The sequence below is a fragment of the Marivirga sericea genome (assembly GCF_900177665.1).
In the GTDB taxonomy this organism is placed as follows: domain Bacteria; phylum Bacteroidota; class Bacteroidia; order Cytophagales; family Cyclobacteriaceae; genus Marivirga; species Marivirga sericea.
The window spans coordinates 56,498-71,516 of record NZ_FXAW01000011.1 but is presented as its reverse complement, the minus strand read 5'-3'; the positions used below and the strand labels follow the sequence as shown (position 1 = coordinate 71,516).

Sequence of the window (15,019 nt, the reverse complement as noted above, 5' to 3'; positions counted from 1 at the left end):
GGCTGTTCCACCATTATTTTCTGTAAAGACTTCCCTGAAATTTCAAATGCCTTGCACAATTTGCAAAATTTGGAAGATAAAGAATTTATAGGTTGGTCTTTTGAAGACAATACTTCCAATTATTTCGTTGAAACTGAAGCAAGAGAAAACGGGACTGCTATTAGAATTCCTATTAATGACCAATTCCATATCTTTCAAGTGCCATTTAAAGACTATGCCTCTTTAGAAAATATCACGCATTGCCTTTTGCTTTTACTTCACGAGGGCTTTCCAACTAAGATAATTCAAAGCGCTTTAAAAGAAATTAGGCCATTAAAAATGAGGCTAGAGACCAAAAAAGGTAAAAATAACACCTATTTGGTAGATGATTCCTATAACAATGATCTGGTTGGACTTGATACTGCTCTTCAGTTTTTCGCTCAACAAAAGCAATTTCAAAAAAGGATTTTGATTTTATCAGATCTACTTGAAACAGGATTAAGCTCAGAAGTTTTATACCAACAGCTTGCCGATAGAATTTCAAGTGAAAACATTGATTTAGTGATTGGGATAGGTGATCATATTAAATTACTTGAGACTACTTATGAAAGTGATACACTGATCTTTTCTGACACTTCTTCCTTTCTGAAATTTGAAAAAGAACACCCTTTCCAAGAGGCCTTAATATTAATAAAGGGAGCACGAAAATTTGGTTTTGAAGCAATTGTCCAGCGTTTGGAACAAAAAATACATGGCACTATTTTGGAAATTGACCTTAACAAAATAACCCATAATTTAAACCTCTATCGCGCTAAGCTGAAACCCAATGTAAAAACTATGGTAATGGTCAAAGCCTTTGCCTATGGCAGCAGTAGCCATGAGATTGCTAACTGGCTGGAGTTTCAGAATGTTGATTATTTGGCAGTTGCATATGCTGATGAAGGTGTTGTTTTGCGTCAACATGGGATTCAATTGCCAATTATGGTAATGAATCCTGATCCACGTTCATTTGAACTGCTACACCAATACAGACTTGAACCAGAGCTTTATAGTGAAAATATATTCAGAGATTATGCCAGTTACACCAAAAATAATGCAGGAACACTAAATATCCACCTGAAGCTGGATACAGGAATGCACAGATTGGGTTTTGAACCACAAGAAATCGATCTTTTAAAAACCTTATTAAAGCAAAATACGCAGTTGCACGTAGCGTCTATTTTTAGTCATCTTGCTGCATCCGATGAGGCAACGCATAATGGATTTTCAGCTCAGCAAGCATTATCCTTCAAAAAATCAGCAGATGAAATTATCGGTTTTATAGGGTATAAGCCATTGCTACATCTCCTGAATAGCCCGGGAATAAGCCGATTTCCAGATTATCAATTTGATATGGTAAGATTAGGAATAGGCCTATATGGAGTCGACCCTACAGGTCTTCATTCTGGGCTATTGAAATCCGTCTCTACCTTAAAAACGGTCATTTCTCAAGTTAAATATATCAAGAAAGGAGAAACTATCGGCTATGCTAGAAAAGGATTAGCAATGGAGGATATTAAAACAGCTACTATCTCAATTGGCTATGCAGATGGCTTTAATCGAAAGTTCAGTCAAGGAATTGGAAATGTTATGATAAATGGGAAACTGGCACCTGTCATTGGAAATGTCTGCATGGACATGACTATGGTGGATGTAACGAATATCAGCTGCCGCGCAGGTGATGAAGTAGTTGTATTCGGTGAAGGCAATAGCCCCAGCATTTCGGATATGGCCAAAGCTATTGATACCATACCTTACGAAATACTTACGAACATTAGTGAAAGAGTAAAAAGAGTGTTTTATACTGAATGAAAAAACTACCTATATTGGAAATTTAGATTAGGAATCTTTTTTTATTACTGCTAGTCCAAGGGCTTTCTTGATCTTGTGAAATGACACTAGCACTTCTTGGTAGGTCAACAAAAGCGTAAATCGAATTTTTAATTTTTCCCGTTTTCTATCTTTTCATTTGAAAGCTCTTTGTCCTCCTCAGTAACCTCCAACTCTTCTTTATCGTTGTCGGTTTTCGCCAAATGTAGTTGTAATAATATCGGGAAATGATCTGAACCAATATTCTCCATCCTTTTCATTTTTTGCAGTCGAAAATGGCCTGAGCAAAACACATGATCTAGCGGCCATCTAGCCAAAGAGTGCTTAGCATGAAATGAACTGAAGAACCCTCTGCCTCTCCTTGGATCTAAGAGCCCGCTCACTTTCAGAAATAATTCAGTGGTGTAGCTCCAAGCAACATCATTCAAGTCTCCAGCAACAATAGTAGGGACTTGATCTGCATTAGTTCTTTCTCCAACTAACAAGATCTCTGCATCTCTAGCTGTAGATTCTGGATTTTCTGAAGGTACAGGAGGCTCAGGATGAATTGCATAAAGTTTAATCAAACGATTATCCAAAACAATACTAGTTTCTATTGAGGGAAGATCATCCTTAATAAAATAGTGAATCTGGGTGCTCTTCAATTCTAACTTCGAAAATAATAGCATACCATAAGTGTTTTCCCGCTGCTCCAAGACCTGATACTTATAGTCATTTCCAAATGCATCCAAGCATTTATCCTTCCACCATTTATTTGTTTCTACCAGCAAAACAACATCCGCCTGCTCTCGAGCGACCGTGTTCGCCAGTTTCTCCCAATCACGGTTATCTTGAAAAACATTGGCAATTAATAACTTAATATTTGGCTGAGCATTTAGGCTGACAGATTCAATCTGTTTTTTAGCAAAAGGCAAGTAGGGATAAATTTGGTAGCTTAGATAAAGTTGATTTGCAACAAGAAGTAGGATAAATCCAAATGAAAAGTAAGCATCTGACGGAAATGAAATGATTGCAGCTACTAAGAAAACAGCATTCAGTACCCATTTTTGCGCTCTGGGAAATTCAAAGACTCTAAAAGTCCAATAGTCATTACGAATTAATGGAAGCATACTGACAAGAATCAAGACACCTCCTAAAATGTAAATCGCTATTTGTATAATATTTAGCAATGGATTATTGTTGTTTATTGGTTGACTGTTGACAAAAATAATCTTTTCTTCCTTTAAGCAAGGTATGACTTGACTGGTAGACGAGAACGAATATCCACCAAATCTTAACTACTTAAAAATTGGCAGATATTCTTACGCCCCCTAACTATTAGTTTTTACCCATTTTAATAAAGTCTTATAATTCACTTTGGTTCCATGCATCAAAATCCCGATCCTATAAATTCTGCCTGCCATCCAAATAGTGAATAAAAATCCAACGACCATTAATCCCATACTCAAAGCAAGCTCCCAAGCCGGCACTCCAAAAGCTACTCTTGCCATCATCGCAACGGGAGCAGTAAATGGAATGATGGACAACCAAAAACTAACATTACCATCTGGTTCAGGCATTACAAACATAAATGTTCCCAAAAACCCGATAATCATCGGCATTGTAATTGGCATCGTAAATTGTTGGGCATCGGAAATGTTATCAACAGCGGAACCCACTGCTGCGAACAAGGCACCATATAATAAATATCCACTAATAAAGAAAAAGGCGAAAACGGATATATAATAGGCATACGGAATATCATAAACAATATTGAGTATTTCCCCTACTTTGGAATTCTCCATCATGGCTTGCGTTTCGCTATTGCCATTCATGCCAGACATGCTCTGCTGGGCACTTTGCATATCAGCCGGATTTAAATCAAACATACTGAAAACTGCTGATGAAAGCACAAAAATTAATACAACCCAAATGACAAACTGCAATAAACCAACGGATGCAACCCCTACTACTTTTCCTATCATTAGCTGGAAAGGCTTAACTGAAGAGACAATAATTTCCACTATTTTACTGGATTTCTCTTCAATTACTCCTTGCATGATTTGACTTCCATAAATCAGCACAAACATATAAACCAAAAAACTGAAGGCATAAGCAATGCCGTAAGCAACACCTGCACTGCTGGCTTTTTCCTCTCCAGAATCGGATACATTGATAGTACTTAAGCTTATATTTGTTTTTAGGCTTTCCAGTTCTGCCTCATTTATGCCACTGGCTTTTAATTTCTGATCTCGAATCTGAGATTCTATTTGATTTTCAAAATATGAACTTGCCTGTAAACTTGGATTCTTTTTGGCGTACATGGTTATGCCTTGAGGATCACTTAATTCTAATTTTGGGAAATACAAAAGCGCATATGCTTCACTTTCGGTAAAGATCGTTTTGGCTTCCTCTAAGTTAATGTTCAATTCTTCAAAAGCATACTTCTTATCATTTTCGAAATTGAAACTTCCTGCTTCATCTAAAACATAAACTTTTTGTTGTTCTGCATTTTTGGATTCCTCAATTGCAAAATATATCATCCCTCCGATTATGGCCGGAAACAACAGAGGTACTAATATAGTAGCCAGCAAAAAACTCTTCTTTTTTACTCTACTATCAAACTCCCTTTTAATTACTAAGCCAATCTTACTCATGTGTTCGTTTTTTAAGGTTATGAAGTGGGTTTGTTTTGTTTATCACCTTGTACCAGCTGAATGAAAATGTCATTAATCGAAGGAATTTCCTCTTGGAATGAAACGATATCAACTTTTTGATTGATCAATTCTTGCAATAATTGATTCGAAGAAGCTCCAGACAAAAGTTTCAGTGTAGATTGATGTAGCCCTTCCCCCAAATCTGACTTATTTTCCAGATTAAAAGTATCGTTCGTAATGATTCCATTCCCTCTGTGGACTAAAGTGTATTGGTTAGATTTAAAATCATTTTTTATTTTAGATTTTTCACCATCCAAAATCTTTTCAGATTTATTGATTAAGGCTATGTAATCACACATTTCTTCTACAGACTCCATTCGATGAGTACTAAAAATAATAGTACTTCCTTTTTCTCTCAATCGAAGGATCTCATCTTTAATTAAATTGGCATTAATGGGATCAAATCCAGAAAATGGTTCATCCAATATAATCAGCTCCGGTTCGTGCATAACGGTAGAGATAAACTGCACTTTTTGTTGCATACCTTTTGACAGATCTTCAATCTTCTTATTAAGCCAATCGGAAGCTTCAAATCTTTCTAACCATGCTTTTATTTTTTGAACAGCTTCTTTTTTGGACAGTCCTTTCAATTGAGCTAAGTATAAAAGCTGGTCTCCAACTTTCATTTTCTTGTACAGGCCCCTTTCTTCAGGTAAATAGCCAATAGTTCCGATGTGCTTTGCTGCTAAATTCTCTCCATTGACCTGAATCTGACCTGAATCAGCATTGATAATTTGATTTACGATTCTAATGAAAGTACTTTTTCCTGCTCCGTTTGGTCCAAGTAGTCCAAAAATAGATTGCTTAGGAATTTCTAAATCTATATTATGGAGCGCAACATTCTGATGGAATGTCTTATTGAGGTTCTTTGCTGTAAGTATGTGCACGTTGATGATAATTTTTTTTACAAATGTATTCCAATAATTATAAACTGCAATAAACTAACTTTTAATAGTACATTTTTTGTGATGGATGGTTTTCCTGCATTAATTAATATCATTTTTTTAATTCCTGAATTTCCCTTTCTAGCTTTTCCTTTTCTCTTTTAACGACATCCAGCTCCGCTCTAAGATCTCTTTCTTGTCGTTCCTGCTGTTCTTGGGTGGCTTGAAGTTCTTCCATATTCTGCCTCATTTCCTCTTCCTGTGAATGCAGCTGCTGTGATTGCTCTTGCATTTCAGCCAAAAGATACTTCGTTTTTTCATTCGTTTTAATGCTATTGAGTTGCATCGCAATGTTTTCACCCATTTCAAGCATAAATTCTATCTGGTATTGCTCAAAAGTATTAAAGGAAGCGATTTCAAATATGCCATAAACATCGTCATTGACAATCATAGGAGTGATTAAGATAGACCTTGGATTTGCATCTCCTAGCCCACTGGTAATGGTTATGTAATTTTCTGGCACCTCGGTTAGATAGATATAATCTTTCTCTAAATAACATTGCCCTACTAAACCTTCCCCCAGATTCACTTTTCTATTCAAATGTTTTTTTCTGTTAAATGCATATCCAGATTTTAATGCAAGATGCAAATCCTCTTTATTTTCGTCTTCTAATAAGAATAGCGCACCTTGATTAGCATCCAAATATTTAACCACAAATGCAATGATTTTTTCTGTAAGCACTTTCAAATCTTCTTCTCCTCTTAAAATAGACCCAATCTCTGCCAACCCCTTTGTAGCCCAAGCTCTTTTCTTTTCCTCTTGTTGGGCCTTTTCTAATTTGCCGAGAGACTCTTCCAACTCTTTCTCTTTTTCAGTTGCTCTTTTATTTTCTTCAGCAAATTGATTTGTTAAGTCCATAGCCTTATTAAATTCCTTTTGATTCAGCCTTTGTAAAAAAATGAATAGGAAACCACCTAAAAGCAGCGCTCCAAAAAGTACAGTATTTCTAATCCACGCTTGTTGAAAAGTCGAATTATCAAATGCAATATCAAAATAATCATTCAGCTGATAGATAGAAATAAGGGGGATAACGGATATAATAAAAGCAGGAAGCCAAAACTGTACTCTCTTATTATCAAATAAACTAAAAGCCAGCAATGATCCCACAATTTGGAAAGCATATACTTCTTTTATAACTGAGTCTCCTTCTTGCATGATTACCGCATGTAACATTCCAATTACTAGAGCAGGCATAATGGCCATCAAAAATCTACTCAATAAATTAAGGCCGAAATATGAGATCAATAGAATTAGTAAATACGCTGCCAATCCATATAAACAATAAGGTAGGACTTCTGGAATCACTAAGCCAGATATGATAGCATAAAAACTGATAATAATGATGAGGGTGACATTTAAAATATTCCCTAAGCGAATTTTTGTTTTGACAGAATCTGAGAGATCCCCATTCATTCCGAACTCAATGATATTTGAAAATAGTCCCATTTTGAAAAATGACTTATAAAATGATTTTGAAACACATAATGTAAAACTATAATAAATGCTGGTTAATTTTTTTCTTCTCTGATATATTTTTCCTCAGATAAAATAGTTGCTTGCTATTACTTAAGGCAGAATAACAATGAAAACAGCCTTAAAAATACCTGGAGGCATTTAATCATACTTTTCCATGACCTACGTCATAGTATCTCTAGCTTTTACCTGCCACCTTTACATCATAATAAAAAAGTCAAAAGCTATGAGAAATTTAATGATCATAATGATGCTGTTTTTTGCACCCTTGGTGTATGCACAGCAATTAACAGTAAACGAAAGTAATACTAAACTAAGCATTGATGGAACTTCAACAGTTCATGATTGGACAATTGAAGCGGAGCAATTCGATGGTAAGGCAGATTTAAAAATTGAAAACAATGCCTTACAAAGCATCAACAGTTTAAGCTTCAATGTCGCAGTCGAAAGTTTAAAAAGTGGAAAATCTGCAATGGACGACAACACTTACGAGGCTTTGAAAGCAGAAGATCATCCTATAATAAAATACCAGTTCCGTTCAATGGACAATGTTAGTATAGAGGGAAACATTACCACAATGAGTACCAAAGGAGCGCTAACCATAGGAGGCGTAACCAAGATAGTCAACATGAATGTAAAAGCTGATGCAAGCAATGGAATAGCATTTAGTGGAGATATTACTTTCAAAATGTCTGTTTTCGAAATAGACCCTCCTACTGCGGTGTTTGGAACCATCAAAACTGGAGATGAAGTAACGATAAAATTTAACGCACAATATAAATAAATCAAAACAACAATTTAAACATAAAAAACCATGAAAACGTTTTTAAGATTCACAATGATTGCCCTGTTAATGGGATTTGCGCAAGTGCTTTTCGCACAGGACAGCAGAAACTTGCAGTTTTTCAGACCAGTGGGTCAACCCGGTTTGAATGTATTTGAGACTTCAAAAGCTGATACAGTAGATTATGAAGGAATAAAAGTACGAGTTGGGGGCGATTTCGCCATGCAATTTCAAGGCTTAAGCCAAAGCAATGACGCTGCCGCTGGTTCAGGTCTAGAATTGAAAGAGTTGAATAGCAATATGAACTTGCCAACAGCAAACTTAAATTTAGATGTTCAGATGTATGATGGTGTGAGATTACATTTACGTACATATCTATCTGCTCGTCACCACGCAGAAGCATGGGTAAAAGGTGGTCACTTACAAATTGATAAATTAGACTTCATTAGCGAAGGTTTTATGGAAGGTTTAATGAAATACACCACATTAACGGTTGGTTTGGATGAGTTCAATTATGGTGACGCACACTTTAGAAGAACTGACAATGCAAGAGCAATTTACAATCCTTTTGTAGGAAACTATATTATGGATGCATTCTCTACTGAAGCATTCGGTGAGGTAACGGTTCAAAACAATGGATTGTTGGCAGTAGTTGGGGTAACCAATGGTAAATTGAACCAAAGTGTAACTTCTGGAAATGATAACAAATTATCTTTCTACACTAAATTAGGATTCGATAAGCAAATTAGTGATGATTTCAGAGCTCGATTAACTGGTAGCTGGTATGTAAATACTGGGACAAGCACAGGAACTTGGTTATACGGTGGTGACCGAGGTGGCTCTAGATACTACCAAGTATTGCACACAGTAGGTAATGAAGACCTTGGTGTTGCTTCTCAAGGAAGCGATTTTGATGGCCGATTCAACGCTAGATTTACTAAAATCTCTGCAATACAAATCAATCCATTTATTAAAGCTGGTGGATTTGAGTTCTTTGGGATCTATGAAGTAGCTAGCGGATTGAATGAAGGCGATGGCGCTATGACTCAAATCGCAGGTGAAGCAGTCTACAGATTTGGTGCTAATGAAAGATATTACCTTGGTGGACGTTATAACACTGTAAATGGTAAAATGGCAGAAGCCGCACCAGAAGATATGAATATTAGCCGATTTAATATTGGTGGTGGTTGGTTCTTAACTGACAACATCATTACAAAGGTCGAATATGTAAACCAACAATATAATGGTGACGCTTGGACAGGAAGATTTGCGGGAGCAGAATTCAAAGGTGTAATGATTGAAGCTGCTATTAGTTTCTAATTTGATGCATCTTGTTTAGTTGAGGGCGATGGAGCAATGCTTCATCGCTTTTCTTTTATCACAAAGTATATGTAATTTAACTTCTTAATACAGTAATGATGAGGGTTCCTGCTTTACATATTATATTCATTATATGCTTTAGTTTTTCAAATGCTTATGGTCAGTCAGAAAAAAAACTAGTGAAAATTAATTCCCACAATTCTTTTGTAGAAATCCACGGAACCACAAATGTCAATAGCTTTAATTGCAGCTATAATGCAAGCTTACCTGCAGAAGAATTTGAAGTTCAGCTAAGTAAAAATGGGGAATCTATTGAAATTGAACATGAAGCACTTTTCCTCAAGGTACTTAGTTTCAAATGCCCAAACTCACAAATGACAGAAGATTTGCATGATTTATTGGAATATGAGGACTATCCTTTTATCATTTTTCAATTGCAAAAAATCACTAATAATAAGATCGCACATGTCATGATTGAGATGGCTGGTGAAAAACAGTCTTACAAAGTAAACCTCCACAATAGCCTACATAATAATCAGTTGGTGACTAGCGCCACAATGGAATTATGCATTACAGATTTTGGCTTGGTAGCACCCGAAAAGTTCTTCGGGATGGTGAAAGTTAATGAAAATATCGAAGTAGAATTCGGGATAAATATGAATATTTTAGATAACTGATTGTTGTTTATCAATAATTTTATATAGTTTCACGATATTTATTAGTGAAACTATGAAAAAGAATATTATCTTATCTGGTAGTTTAATCAGCATGCAAATTCTGAGAATCCTCATTTCTTTATTTGCAGCAATTCATGTTTTGATTGTTGTTGGCTTTTTTATCAATGATTTGCCAATGCAAGAAATAACATCTGATTTCCAAAGCTTAATTTATAATAGTAAGAGTGGGCTACAAATTCAGGAGTTCCCTGAAAGTCAACATTGGTTATCCTTTTTACTAATTGTTCAAAGCCTTAGTACTTTAGCACTTCTTTTTAGCATTTTAGGCTATGGAATAGATATTATCAGAAACATAGGTAGAAAAAAGACATTTACCGATTTAAATATAGAAGCATTCGATAAAGTAAGTCAATTGGCAGTCATACTTTTTTTTCTGCAATTATTAAAGTTAAGTCCTGGCAGAATTGGACTCGCAATTGAGTTTAACTACTTATTCATGGCTTTTGGTGCGATTATTTTAGCTGAAGTTTTTAAAGAGGGCCACAGATTATTAGAAGAAAATGAATTAACCGTTTAAACCATGCCAATAATTGTAAATATAGACGTAATGCTGGCCAAGCGTAAAATGCAATCCAAAGTACTAGCTGATAAAATTGGGGTGACGGTCGCCAACTTATCCATTTTAAAAACAGGTAAAGCTAAAGCCGTACGATTTTCTACTTTAGAAGCTATTTGTAAAGCATTAGATTGCCAGCCAGGTGATTTATTGGAATACGTTCAGAATTTAGAACCTAGAAAATAGAACTTAGTTATTCTTAGTAATCGGACTTTGTGTTGGAAGCTTGATTTGATTAGTATTTGAAATCGCTTCAAAACGTCTATAAGAAAAAAGCTAAAGTGTGCTATCTTCATTGCCATAGCAACAGCTTATGATAAGCTGAATTGCTCAGTACAAATGAAATATTGCATGAAAATATATGATATAATAGTAGCGTCTAGAATCAAGTTTCTAGACGCTAGATTCTAAAAGATTAAAACCCCAAACACAAAAAGCTCCCGTTCAATAAATTCTCTTTATTATAATCAAAACGCTCTGTTTCAGTATTTCCTTTAAATATTTTTCCTCCTGCCGATTCCAAAATGGCTTGACCGGCACCAGTATCCCATTCCATAGTCGGGCCGTGACGATAGTAGATGTCCGCTTTTCCCTCAGCAACCATGCAGAATTTTAAAGAGCTTCCTTTAGAAATGCTGTCTGTAACATTATATTTCGCCAATAATTCATCTTCTTCAGGTGATGCATGAGACGCACTTCTTACTGCAATTCTATCCGTAGATTTCTGATTGACTCTTAGTGCTGTCTTCTCTCCGCTAGCTTCTTTAAAAGCGCCTAACTCACTTCCGTAGTAGAAAGTGTCAGTAGCGGGCACATAAATCACCCCCATCATGGGATAATTATCTTTGATAAGCGCGATGTTTACAGTAAACTGTCCATTTCTTTTGATAAATTCTTTAGTGCCATCTAAAGGATCTACCAACCAGAATGTATGCCAGTTTTTTCTTTCCTCATAAGACATTTTTTTACCCTCTTCAGATAGAATTGGATATTGAATTGAAAGTTCCTCTAAGCCTTTCTTAATTACCTTATCTGCTGCTTCGTCTGCTAGGGTTAATGGGCTATCGTCTGCCTTATAGTCTACCACTTGGCTTAGAGCTTCATCAGTATATATTTTCATGATGGCCGCTCCTGCGTTTTGGGCAATATATTTTATCTCTTCTACTAAATTTTCAATTTTCATACTGTAAACTTCTTGATTTTCAATTCCGAATCGGAATTCACTAAATTTTTTTTCTACCAAAATCGGTCTCTATTAGCCTACAAACCCAATAGACTTTAAATATTTTTGGAGAAGCATAAAATTACGCAACAAATGCTTATTAGTATAATTTTATCCTATTAACTTTGCCAAAAATTATATTAATTTGGAAAATATTTATCCGATATTCGATACCATCTTGAGCCGTTCCGATAAAGAAAATATGCTCAAGCAAAAGTCCATCGTGATTTGGATGGTGGGCTTATCTGGTTCGGGAAAAAGCACCTTGGCCAGGGCTTTAGAAAATAGTCTCCATAAAGAGGGCTTTCTAACACAATTGCTCGATGGTGACAATATGCGAACAGGCATTAATAATAATTTAGGTTTTAGTCCTGAGGATCGAACAGAAAATATTAGAAGGGCAGCGGAAACTGCCAAACTGTTTATGAATGCAGGCTTGGTTACCATTTGTTCATTTATTAGTCCAACGGATGAAATCCGAAAAATAGCAAAAGAAGTAGTTGGTGAGGGATATGTGGAGGTTTATGTTGATTGTCCAGTAGAGGTTTGCGAAAAAAGAGATGTGAAAGGACTTTATGCCAAGGCCAGAAAGGGGGAAATTCCCAATTTTACTGGAATAAGTGCACCTTTTGATGTGCCGAAAAACCCTGATGTTGCAATTGATACTGCACATCAAACCTTAGAGGAAAGTCACCAAACATTGGTAAAAGCCATTATTGAAAAAATAAAGTATTGAAAAGCACCTCCTAGGTCATAATTTAAGAAATTAAAATATTAGAATATATATTATATGTCATCTTACAATTTATCACATTTAGACCAATTAGAATCCGAAGCTATTTACATTTTCCGAGAAGTAGCGGCTCAATTTGAAAAGCCGGTTATTCTATTTTCTGGAGGTAAAGATTCCATCACCATGGTGCATTTAGCACAAAAAGCCTTTTGGCCTGCAAAAATCCCCTTCCCATTATTGCATATAGATACTGGTCACAACTTCCCTGAAGCTTTAGAATTTCGTGATAATTTGGCAGAAAGATATAAAGTGAATTTAGATGTAGGACTGGTTCAAGATTCAATTGATAAAGGAACTGCTGCAGAAGAAAAAGGGGTAAACCCGAGCAGAAATACACTGCAATCCATTACTCTTTTAGAGAAGCTGGAAGAAGGCCAATATGATGCTGCTTTCGGTGGCGGTAGAAGAGATGAGGAAAAAGCCAGAGCAAAAGAAAGATTCTTCTCTCACAGAGATGATTTCGGTCAGTGGGATCCTAAAAACCAAAGACCTGAATTATGGAATTTATACAACGGAAAAAAGGCACCAGGTGAATCTTTCAGAATTTTTCCGATCAGTAACTGGACTGAAATGGACGTTTGGCAATACATCAAAAAAGAAAAAATTGCTTTACCTAGTATCTATTTCTCTCATCAAAGAGAAGTAGTTAAAAGAAATGGAGTTTTGATTGCCAAATCTCCTTATAACACCCTCTTAGACGGTGAGAACTATGAAGAAAAAACCATTCGTTACAGAACACTAGGTTGTATGACCATTACGGGTGCCGTAGAATCTGAAGCTGATAATTTGGATAAAATCATAGAAGAAGTAGCAGCAGCAAGACAAACTGAAAGAGGTGGAAGAGCCGATGACAAAAGATCTGAAGCCGCTATGGAAGAAAGAAAGAGGCAAGGATACTTTTAGAGAAGAAAGTTGAAATGTGAAAGCTGAAATAAATGGATAACCAAGACCTAAAAATAAGAACGAAAAAGTTTTCACTCGATATTATTCACCTATACAAATTATCACCTAAAAGTACAGAATTTCAGACAATAGGCAGACAACTCTTAAGATCAGCGACCTCTGTAGGAGCGAATACCAGAGCTGCCTATAGGGGAAGAAGCAGAAAAGAATTTGTAGCAAAAATAGGAATTGTAATTGAAGAAGCTGATGAATCTGGCTTTTGGATTGAATTACTCGAAGAAATAAGTATTAATAATAAAGAAAAGCTGTTGAAATTAAGAAATTAAGCTAATGAATTGACTGCAATTTTCACATCCATTGCCAAAAAGCATAAAAATTAGAACAATGCGCGTTTTAGCTTTCAAGATTCATATTTCAACTCTAAATTAAAAAATATGCGAGACACAGAAGAATATAATAAAACAGATACAGCAGGATATTTGGACATGGACTTATTGCGTTTTTCCACTGCCGGAAGTGTAGATGATGGAAAAAGCACGTTGATTGGCCGATTGATGTACGATACTAAATCAATCTTTGAAGATCAGATTGAGGCCGTAGAAAAATCAAGTAAAAGCCGTGGTGACGAGCATGTAAATCTTGCCTTATTAACTGATGGCTTGAAAGCTGAGCGTGAGCAAGGCATCACTATTGACGTAGCCTACCGCTATTTTGCGACCCCAAAGAGAAAATTCATTATCGCCGATACTCCTGGCCATGTGCAATACACCCGGAATATGGTTACCGGTGCTTCTAATGTGAATTTGGCTATTATTTTAATCGATGCCAGAAAAGGAGTAATTGAGCAAACTAAAAGACACTCTTTTATTGCATCCCTTTTACAAATAAAGCATGTGATTGTTTGCATTAATAAAATGGATTTGGTCGACTACAAAGAAGAAGTATTCGAACAAATCAAAAAAGACTATCTAAGCTTTGATGCCAAATTAGAGATACCAGATATCAGATTTATTCCTATCTCAGCCTTAAATGGTGATAATGTAGTGGATAAATCTGAAAATATGGATTGGTATAAAGGCCCTTCTCTACTTTGGACCTTGGAAAATGTCCAAGTGGCGTCCGACAGAGACTTAATCGATGGAAGGTTTCCGGTTCAGTGGGTAATTCGTCCACAATCTAAAGAACATCCCGATTTCCGAGGATATGCTGGCTTAGTCAGTGGTGGAATTTTTAGAAAGGGAGAAGAAGTTGTAGTGCTGCCTTCTGGATTTACTAGCAGAATTAAGACCATAGAAACCATGGATGGTGAATTGCAAGAAGCATTTCCACCAATGTCTGTCGCTATGACTTTAGAAGACGAAATTGATATCAGCCGTGGCGATATGCTAGCGAAAATTAATAATCAACCAACGAAAGGTCAGGACATTGAATTGATGGTTTGTTGGTTAAATATTGATCCGTTAAAGCTTGGTGGTAAGTATACCATTAAGCACACTACTAATGAAACAAGAGCAATCATTAAAGAAGTGAAATACAAAGTGAATGTCAATACACTTGAAAAGCAAGAGCAAGACAAGGAAGTAGGAGCAAATGACATTGCCAGAATTACATTAAAAACCGCAAAACCGCTATTGTACGATGCTTACAGAAAAAACAGAAACACTGGATCATTAATTATAATCGATGAATTCAGTCAACAGACAGTAGGCGCTGGAATGATCATCTAAGTAGATCTAAACCCT

At 36.0% G+C, this 15,019-nt stretch carries 15 protein-coding genes; 10 read left to right on the top strand and 5 right to left on the bottom strand.

Annotated features, from left to right (window positions below; genetic code table 11):
* The coding region (alr, locus tag B9Y84_RS19605; RefSeq protein WP_085519104.1) for an alanine racemase at positions 1-1,830 on the top strand (1,830 nt) is incomplete at its 5' end.
* Between the two features lie 128 nt (positions 1,831-1,958).
* Here alr and B9Y84_RS19600 read toward each other — a convergent pair.
* The 4 genes from B9Y84_RS19600 to B9Y84_RS19585 form a co-directional block, all read right to left on the bottom strand.
* Positions 1,959-2,957: an endonuclease/exonuclease/phosphatase family protein gene (locus tag B9Y84_RS19600; protein ID WP_221406438.1), complete on the bottom strand. Its 999-nt coding sequence runs from the start codon at positions 2,955-2,957 to the stop codon at positions 1,959-1,961.
* A 201-nt stretch (positions 2,958-3,158) separates the two neighbouring features.
* Positions 3,159-4,484 carry an ABC transporter permease gene (locus B9Y84_RS19595; protein WP_085519103.1) on the bottom strand — a complete coding sequence of 442 codons (1,326 nt, stop codon included), beginning with the start codon at positions 4,482-4,484 and terminating at the stop codon, positions 3,159-3,161.
* A 17-nt stretch (positions 4,485-4,501) separates the two neighbouring features.
* Entirely contained in the window at positions 4,502-5,431 is a 930-nt protein-coding gene (locus tag B9Y84_RS19590) for an ABC transporter ATP-binding protein (protein WP_085519102.1), read from the bottom strand.
* Between the two features lie 109 nt (positions 5,432-5,540).
* On the bottom strand, positions 5,541-6,935 hold the full coding sequence (locus B9Y84_RS19585) for a GAF domain-containing protein (RefSeq protein ID WP_085519101.1): 1,395 nt from the start codon (positions 6,933-6,935) through the stop codon (positions 5,541-5,543).
* A gap of 253 nt (positions 6,936-7,188) precedes the next feature.
* Between B9Y84_RS19585 and B9Y84_RS19580 the strand changes: the two genes are divergently transcribed.
* The 5 genes from B9Y84_RS19580 to B9Y84_RS19560 all read left to right on the top strand — a co-directional run bounded on the left by B9Y84_RS19580 (position 7,189) and on the right by B9Y84_RS19560 (position 10,545).
* Positions 7,189-7,746 (top strand): YceI family protein, encoded by a 558-nt coding sequence (locus tag B9Y84_RS19580; protein WP_176223853.1) that lies wholly within the window; start codon positions 7,189-7,191, stop codon positions 7,744-7,746.
* A gap of 30 nt (positions 7,747-7,776) precedes the next feature.
* Positions 7,777-9,066, top strand: a complete 1,290-nt coding sequence (locus B9Y84_RS19575) for a hypothetical protein (RefSeq protein WP_085519099.1) — start codon at positions 7,777-7,779, stop codon at positions 9,064-9,066.
* 179 nt (positions 9,067-9,245) lie between these two features.
* A complete protein-coding gene (locus B9Y84_RS19570) occupies positions 9,246-9,743 on the top strand; it encodes a YceI family protein (RefSeq protein ID WP_176223852.1) in 498 nt (165 codons plus the stop codon).
* Between the two features lie 52 nt (positions 9,744-9,795).
* Complete coding sequence (locus tag B9Y84_RS19565) at positions 9,796-10,320, top strand: DUF2975 domain-containing protein (RefSeq protein ID WP_085519097.1); 525 nt, start codon at positions 9,796-9,798, stop codon at positions 10,318-10,320.
* A gap of 3 nt (positions 10,321-10,323) precedes the next feature.
* Entirely contained in the window at positions 10,324-10,545 is a 222-nt protein-coding gene (locus B9Y84_RS19560) for a helix-turn-helix domain-containing protein (protein WP_085519096.1), read from the top strand.
* Positions 10,546-10,774: 229 nt separating this feature from the next.
* Here B9Y84_RS19560 and cysQ read toward each other — a convergent pair whose 3' ends face one another.
* Positions 10,775-11,602, bottom strand: a complete 828-nt coding sequence (gene cysQ / locus B9Y84_RS19555; protein ID WP_245830897.1) for a 3'(2'),5'-bisphosphate nucleotidase CysQ — start codon at positions 11,600-11,602, stop codon at positions 10,775-10,777.
* Positions 11,603-11,726: 124 nt separating this feature from the next.
* Here cysQ and cysC point away from each other — a divergent pair, with 124 nt between their 5' ends.
* The 4 genes from cysC (at position 11,727) to cysN (ending at position 15,004) form a co-directional block, all read left to right on the top strand.
* Positions 11,727-12,317 carry an adenylyl-sulfate kinase gene (gene cysC / locus B9Y84_RS19550; protein ID WP_085519095.1) on the top strand — a complete coding sequence of 197 codons (591 nt, stop codon included), beginning with the start codon at positions 11,727-11,729 and terminating at the stop codon, positions 12,315-12,317.
* A gap of 54 nt (positions 12,318-12,371) precedes the next feature.
* Complete coding sequence (cysD, locus tag B9Y84_RS19545) at positions 12,372-13,277, top strand: sulfate adenylyltransferase subunit CysD (protein WP_085519094.1); 906 nt, start codon at positions 12,372-12,374, stop codon at positions 13,275-13,277.
* 32 nt (positions 13,278-13,309) lie between these two features.
* Positions 13,310-13,603, top strand: a complete 294-nt coding sequence (locus B9Y84_RS19540) for a four helix bundle protein (RefSeq protein WP_085519093.1) — start codon at positions 13,310-13,312, stop codon at positions 13,601-13,603.
* A 108-nt stretch (positions 13,604-13,711) separates the two neighbouring features.
* On the top strand, positions 13,712-15,004 hold the full coding sequence (gene cysN / locus B9Y84_RS19535; RefSeq protein ID WP_085519092.1) for a sulfate adenylyltransferase subunit CysN: 1,293 nt from the start codon (positions 13,712-13,714) through the stop codon (positions 15,002-15,004).
* The last annotated feature ends 15 nt before the right edge of the window (positions 15,005-15,019 follow it).

Excerpts from the sequence above, each read along its gene's own strand:
- cysD (WP_085519094.1), top strand. The coding sequence starts at position 12,372 with ATGTCATCTTACAATTTATCACATTTAGACCAATTAGAATCCGAAGCT.
- B9Y84_RS19575 (WP_085519099.1), top strand. The coding sequence starts at position 7,777 with ATGAAAACGTTTTTAAGATTCACAATGATTGCCCTGTTAATGGGATTT.
- B9Y84_RS19585 (WP_085519101.1), bottom strand. The coding sequence starts at position 6,935 with ATGGGACTATTTTCAAATATCATTGAGTTCGGAATGAATGGGGATCTC.
- B9Y84_RS19595 (WP_085519103.1), bottom strand. The coding sequence starts at position 4,484 with ATGAGTAAGATTGGCTTAGTAATTAAAAGGGAGTTTGATAGTAGAGTA.
- B9Y84_RS19580 (WP_176223853.1), top strand. The coding sequence starts at position 7,189 with ATGAGAAATTTAATGATCATAATGATGCTGTTTTTTGCACCCTTGGTG.
- B9Y84_RS19540 (WP_085519093.1), top strand. The coding sequence starts at position 13,310 with ATGGATAACCAAGACCTAAAAATAAGAACGAAAAAGTTTTCACTCGAT.
- B9Y84_RS19560 (WP_085519096.1), top strand. The coding sequence starts at position 10,324 with ATGCCAATAATTGTAAATATAGACGTAATGCTGGCCAAGCGTAAAATG.
- cysN (WP_085519092.1), top strand. The coding sequence starts at position 13,712 with ATGCGAGACACAGAAGAATATAATAAAACAGATACAGCAGGATATTTG.
- B9Y84_RS19565 (WP_085519097.1), top strand. The coding sequence starts at position 9,796 with ATGAAAAAGAATATTATCTTATCTGGTAGTTTAATCAGCATGCAAATT.
- B9Y84_RS19600 (WP_221406438.1), bottom strand. The coding sequence starts at position 2,957 with ATGCTTCCATTAATTCGTAATGACTATTGGACTTTTAGAGTCTTTGAA.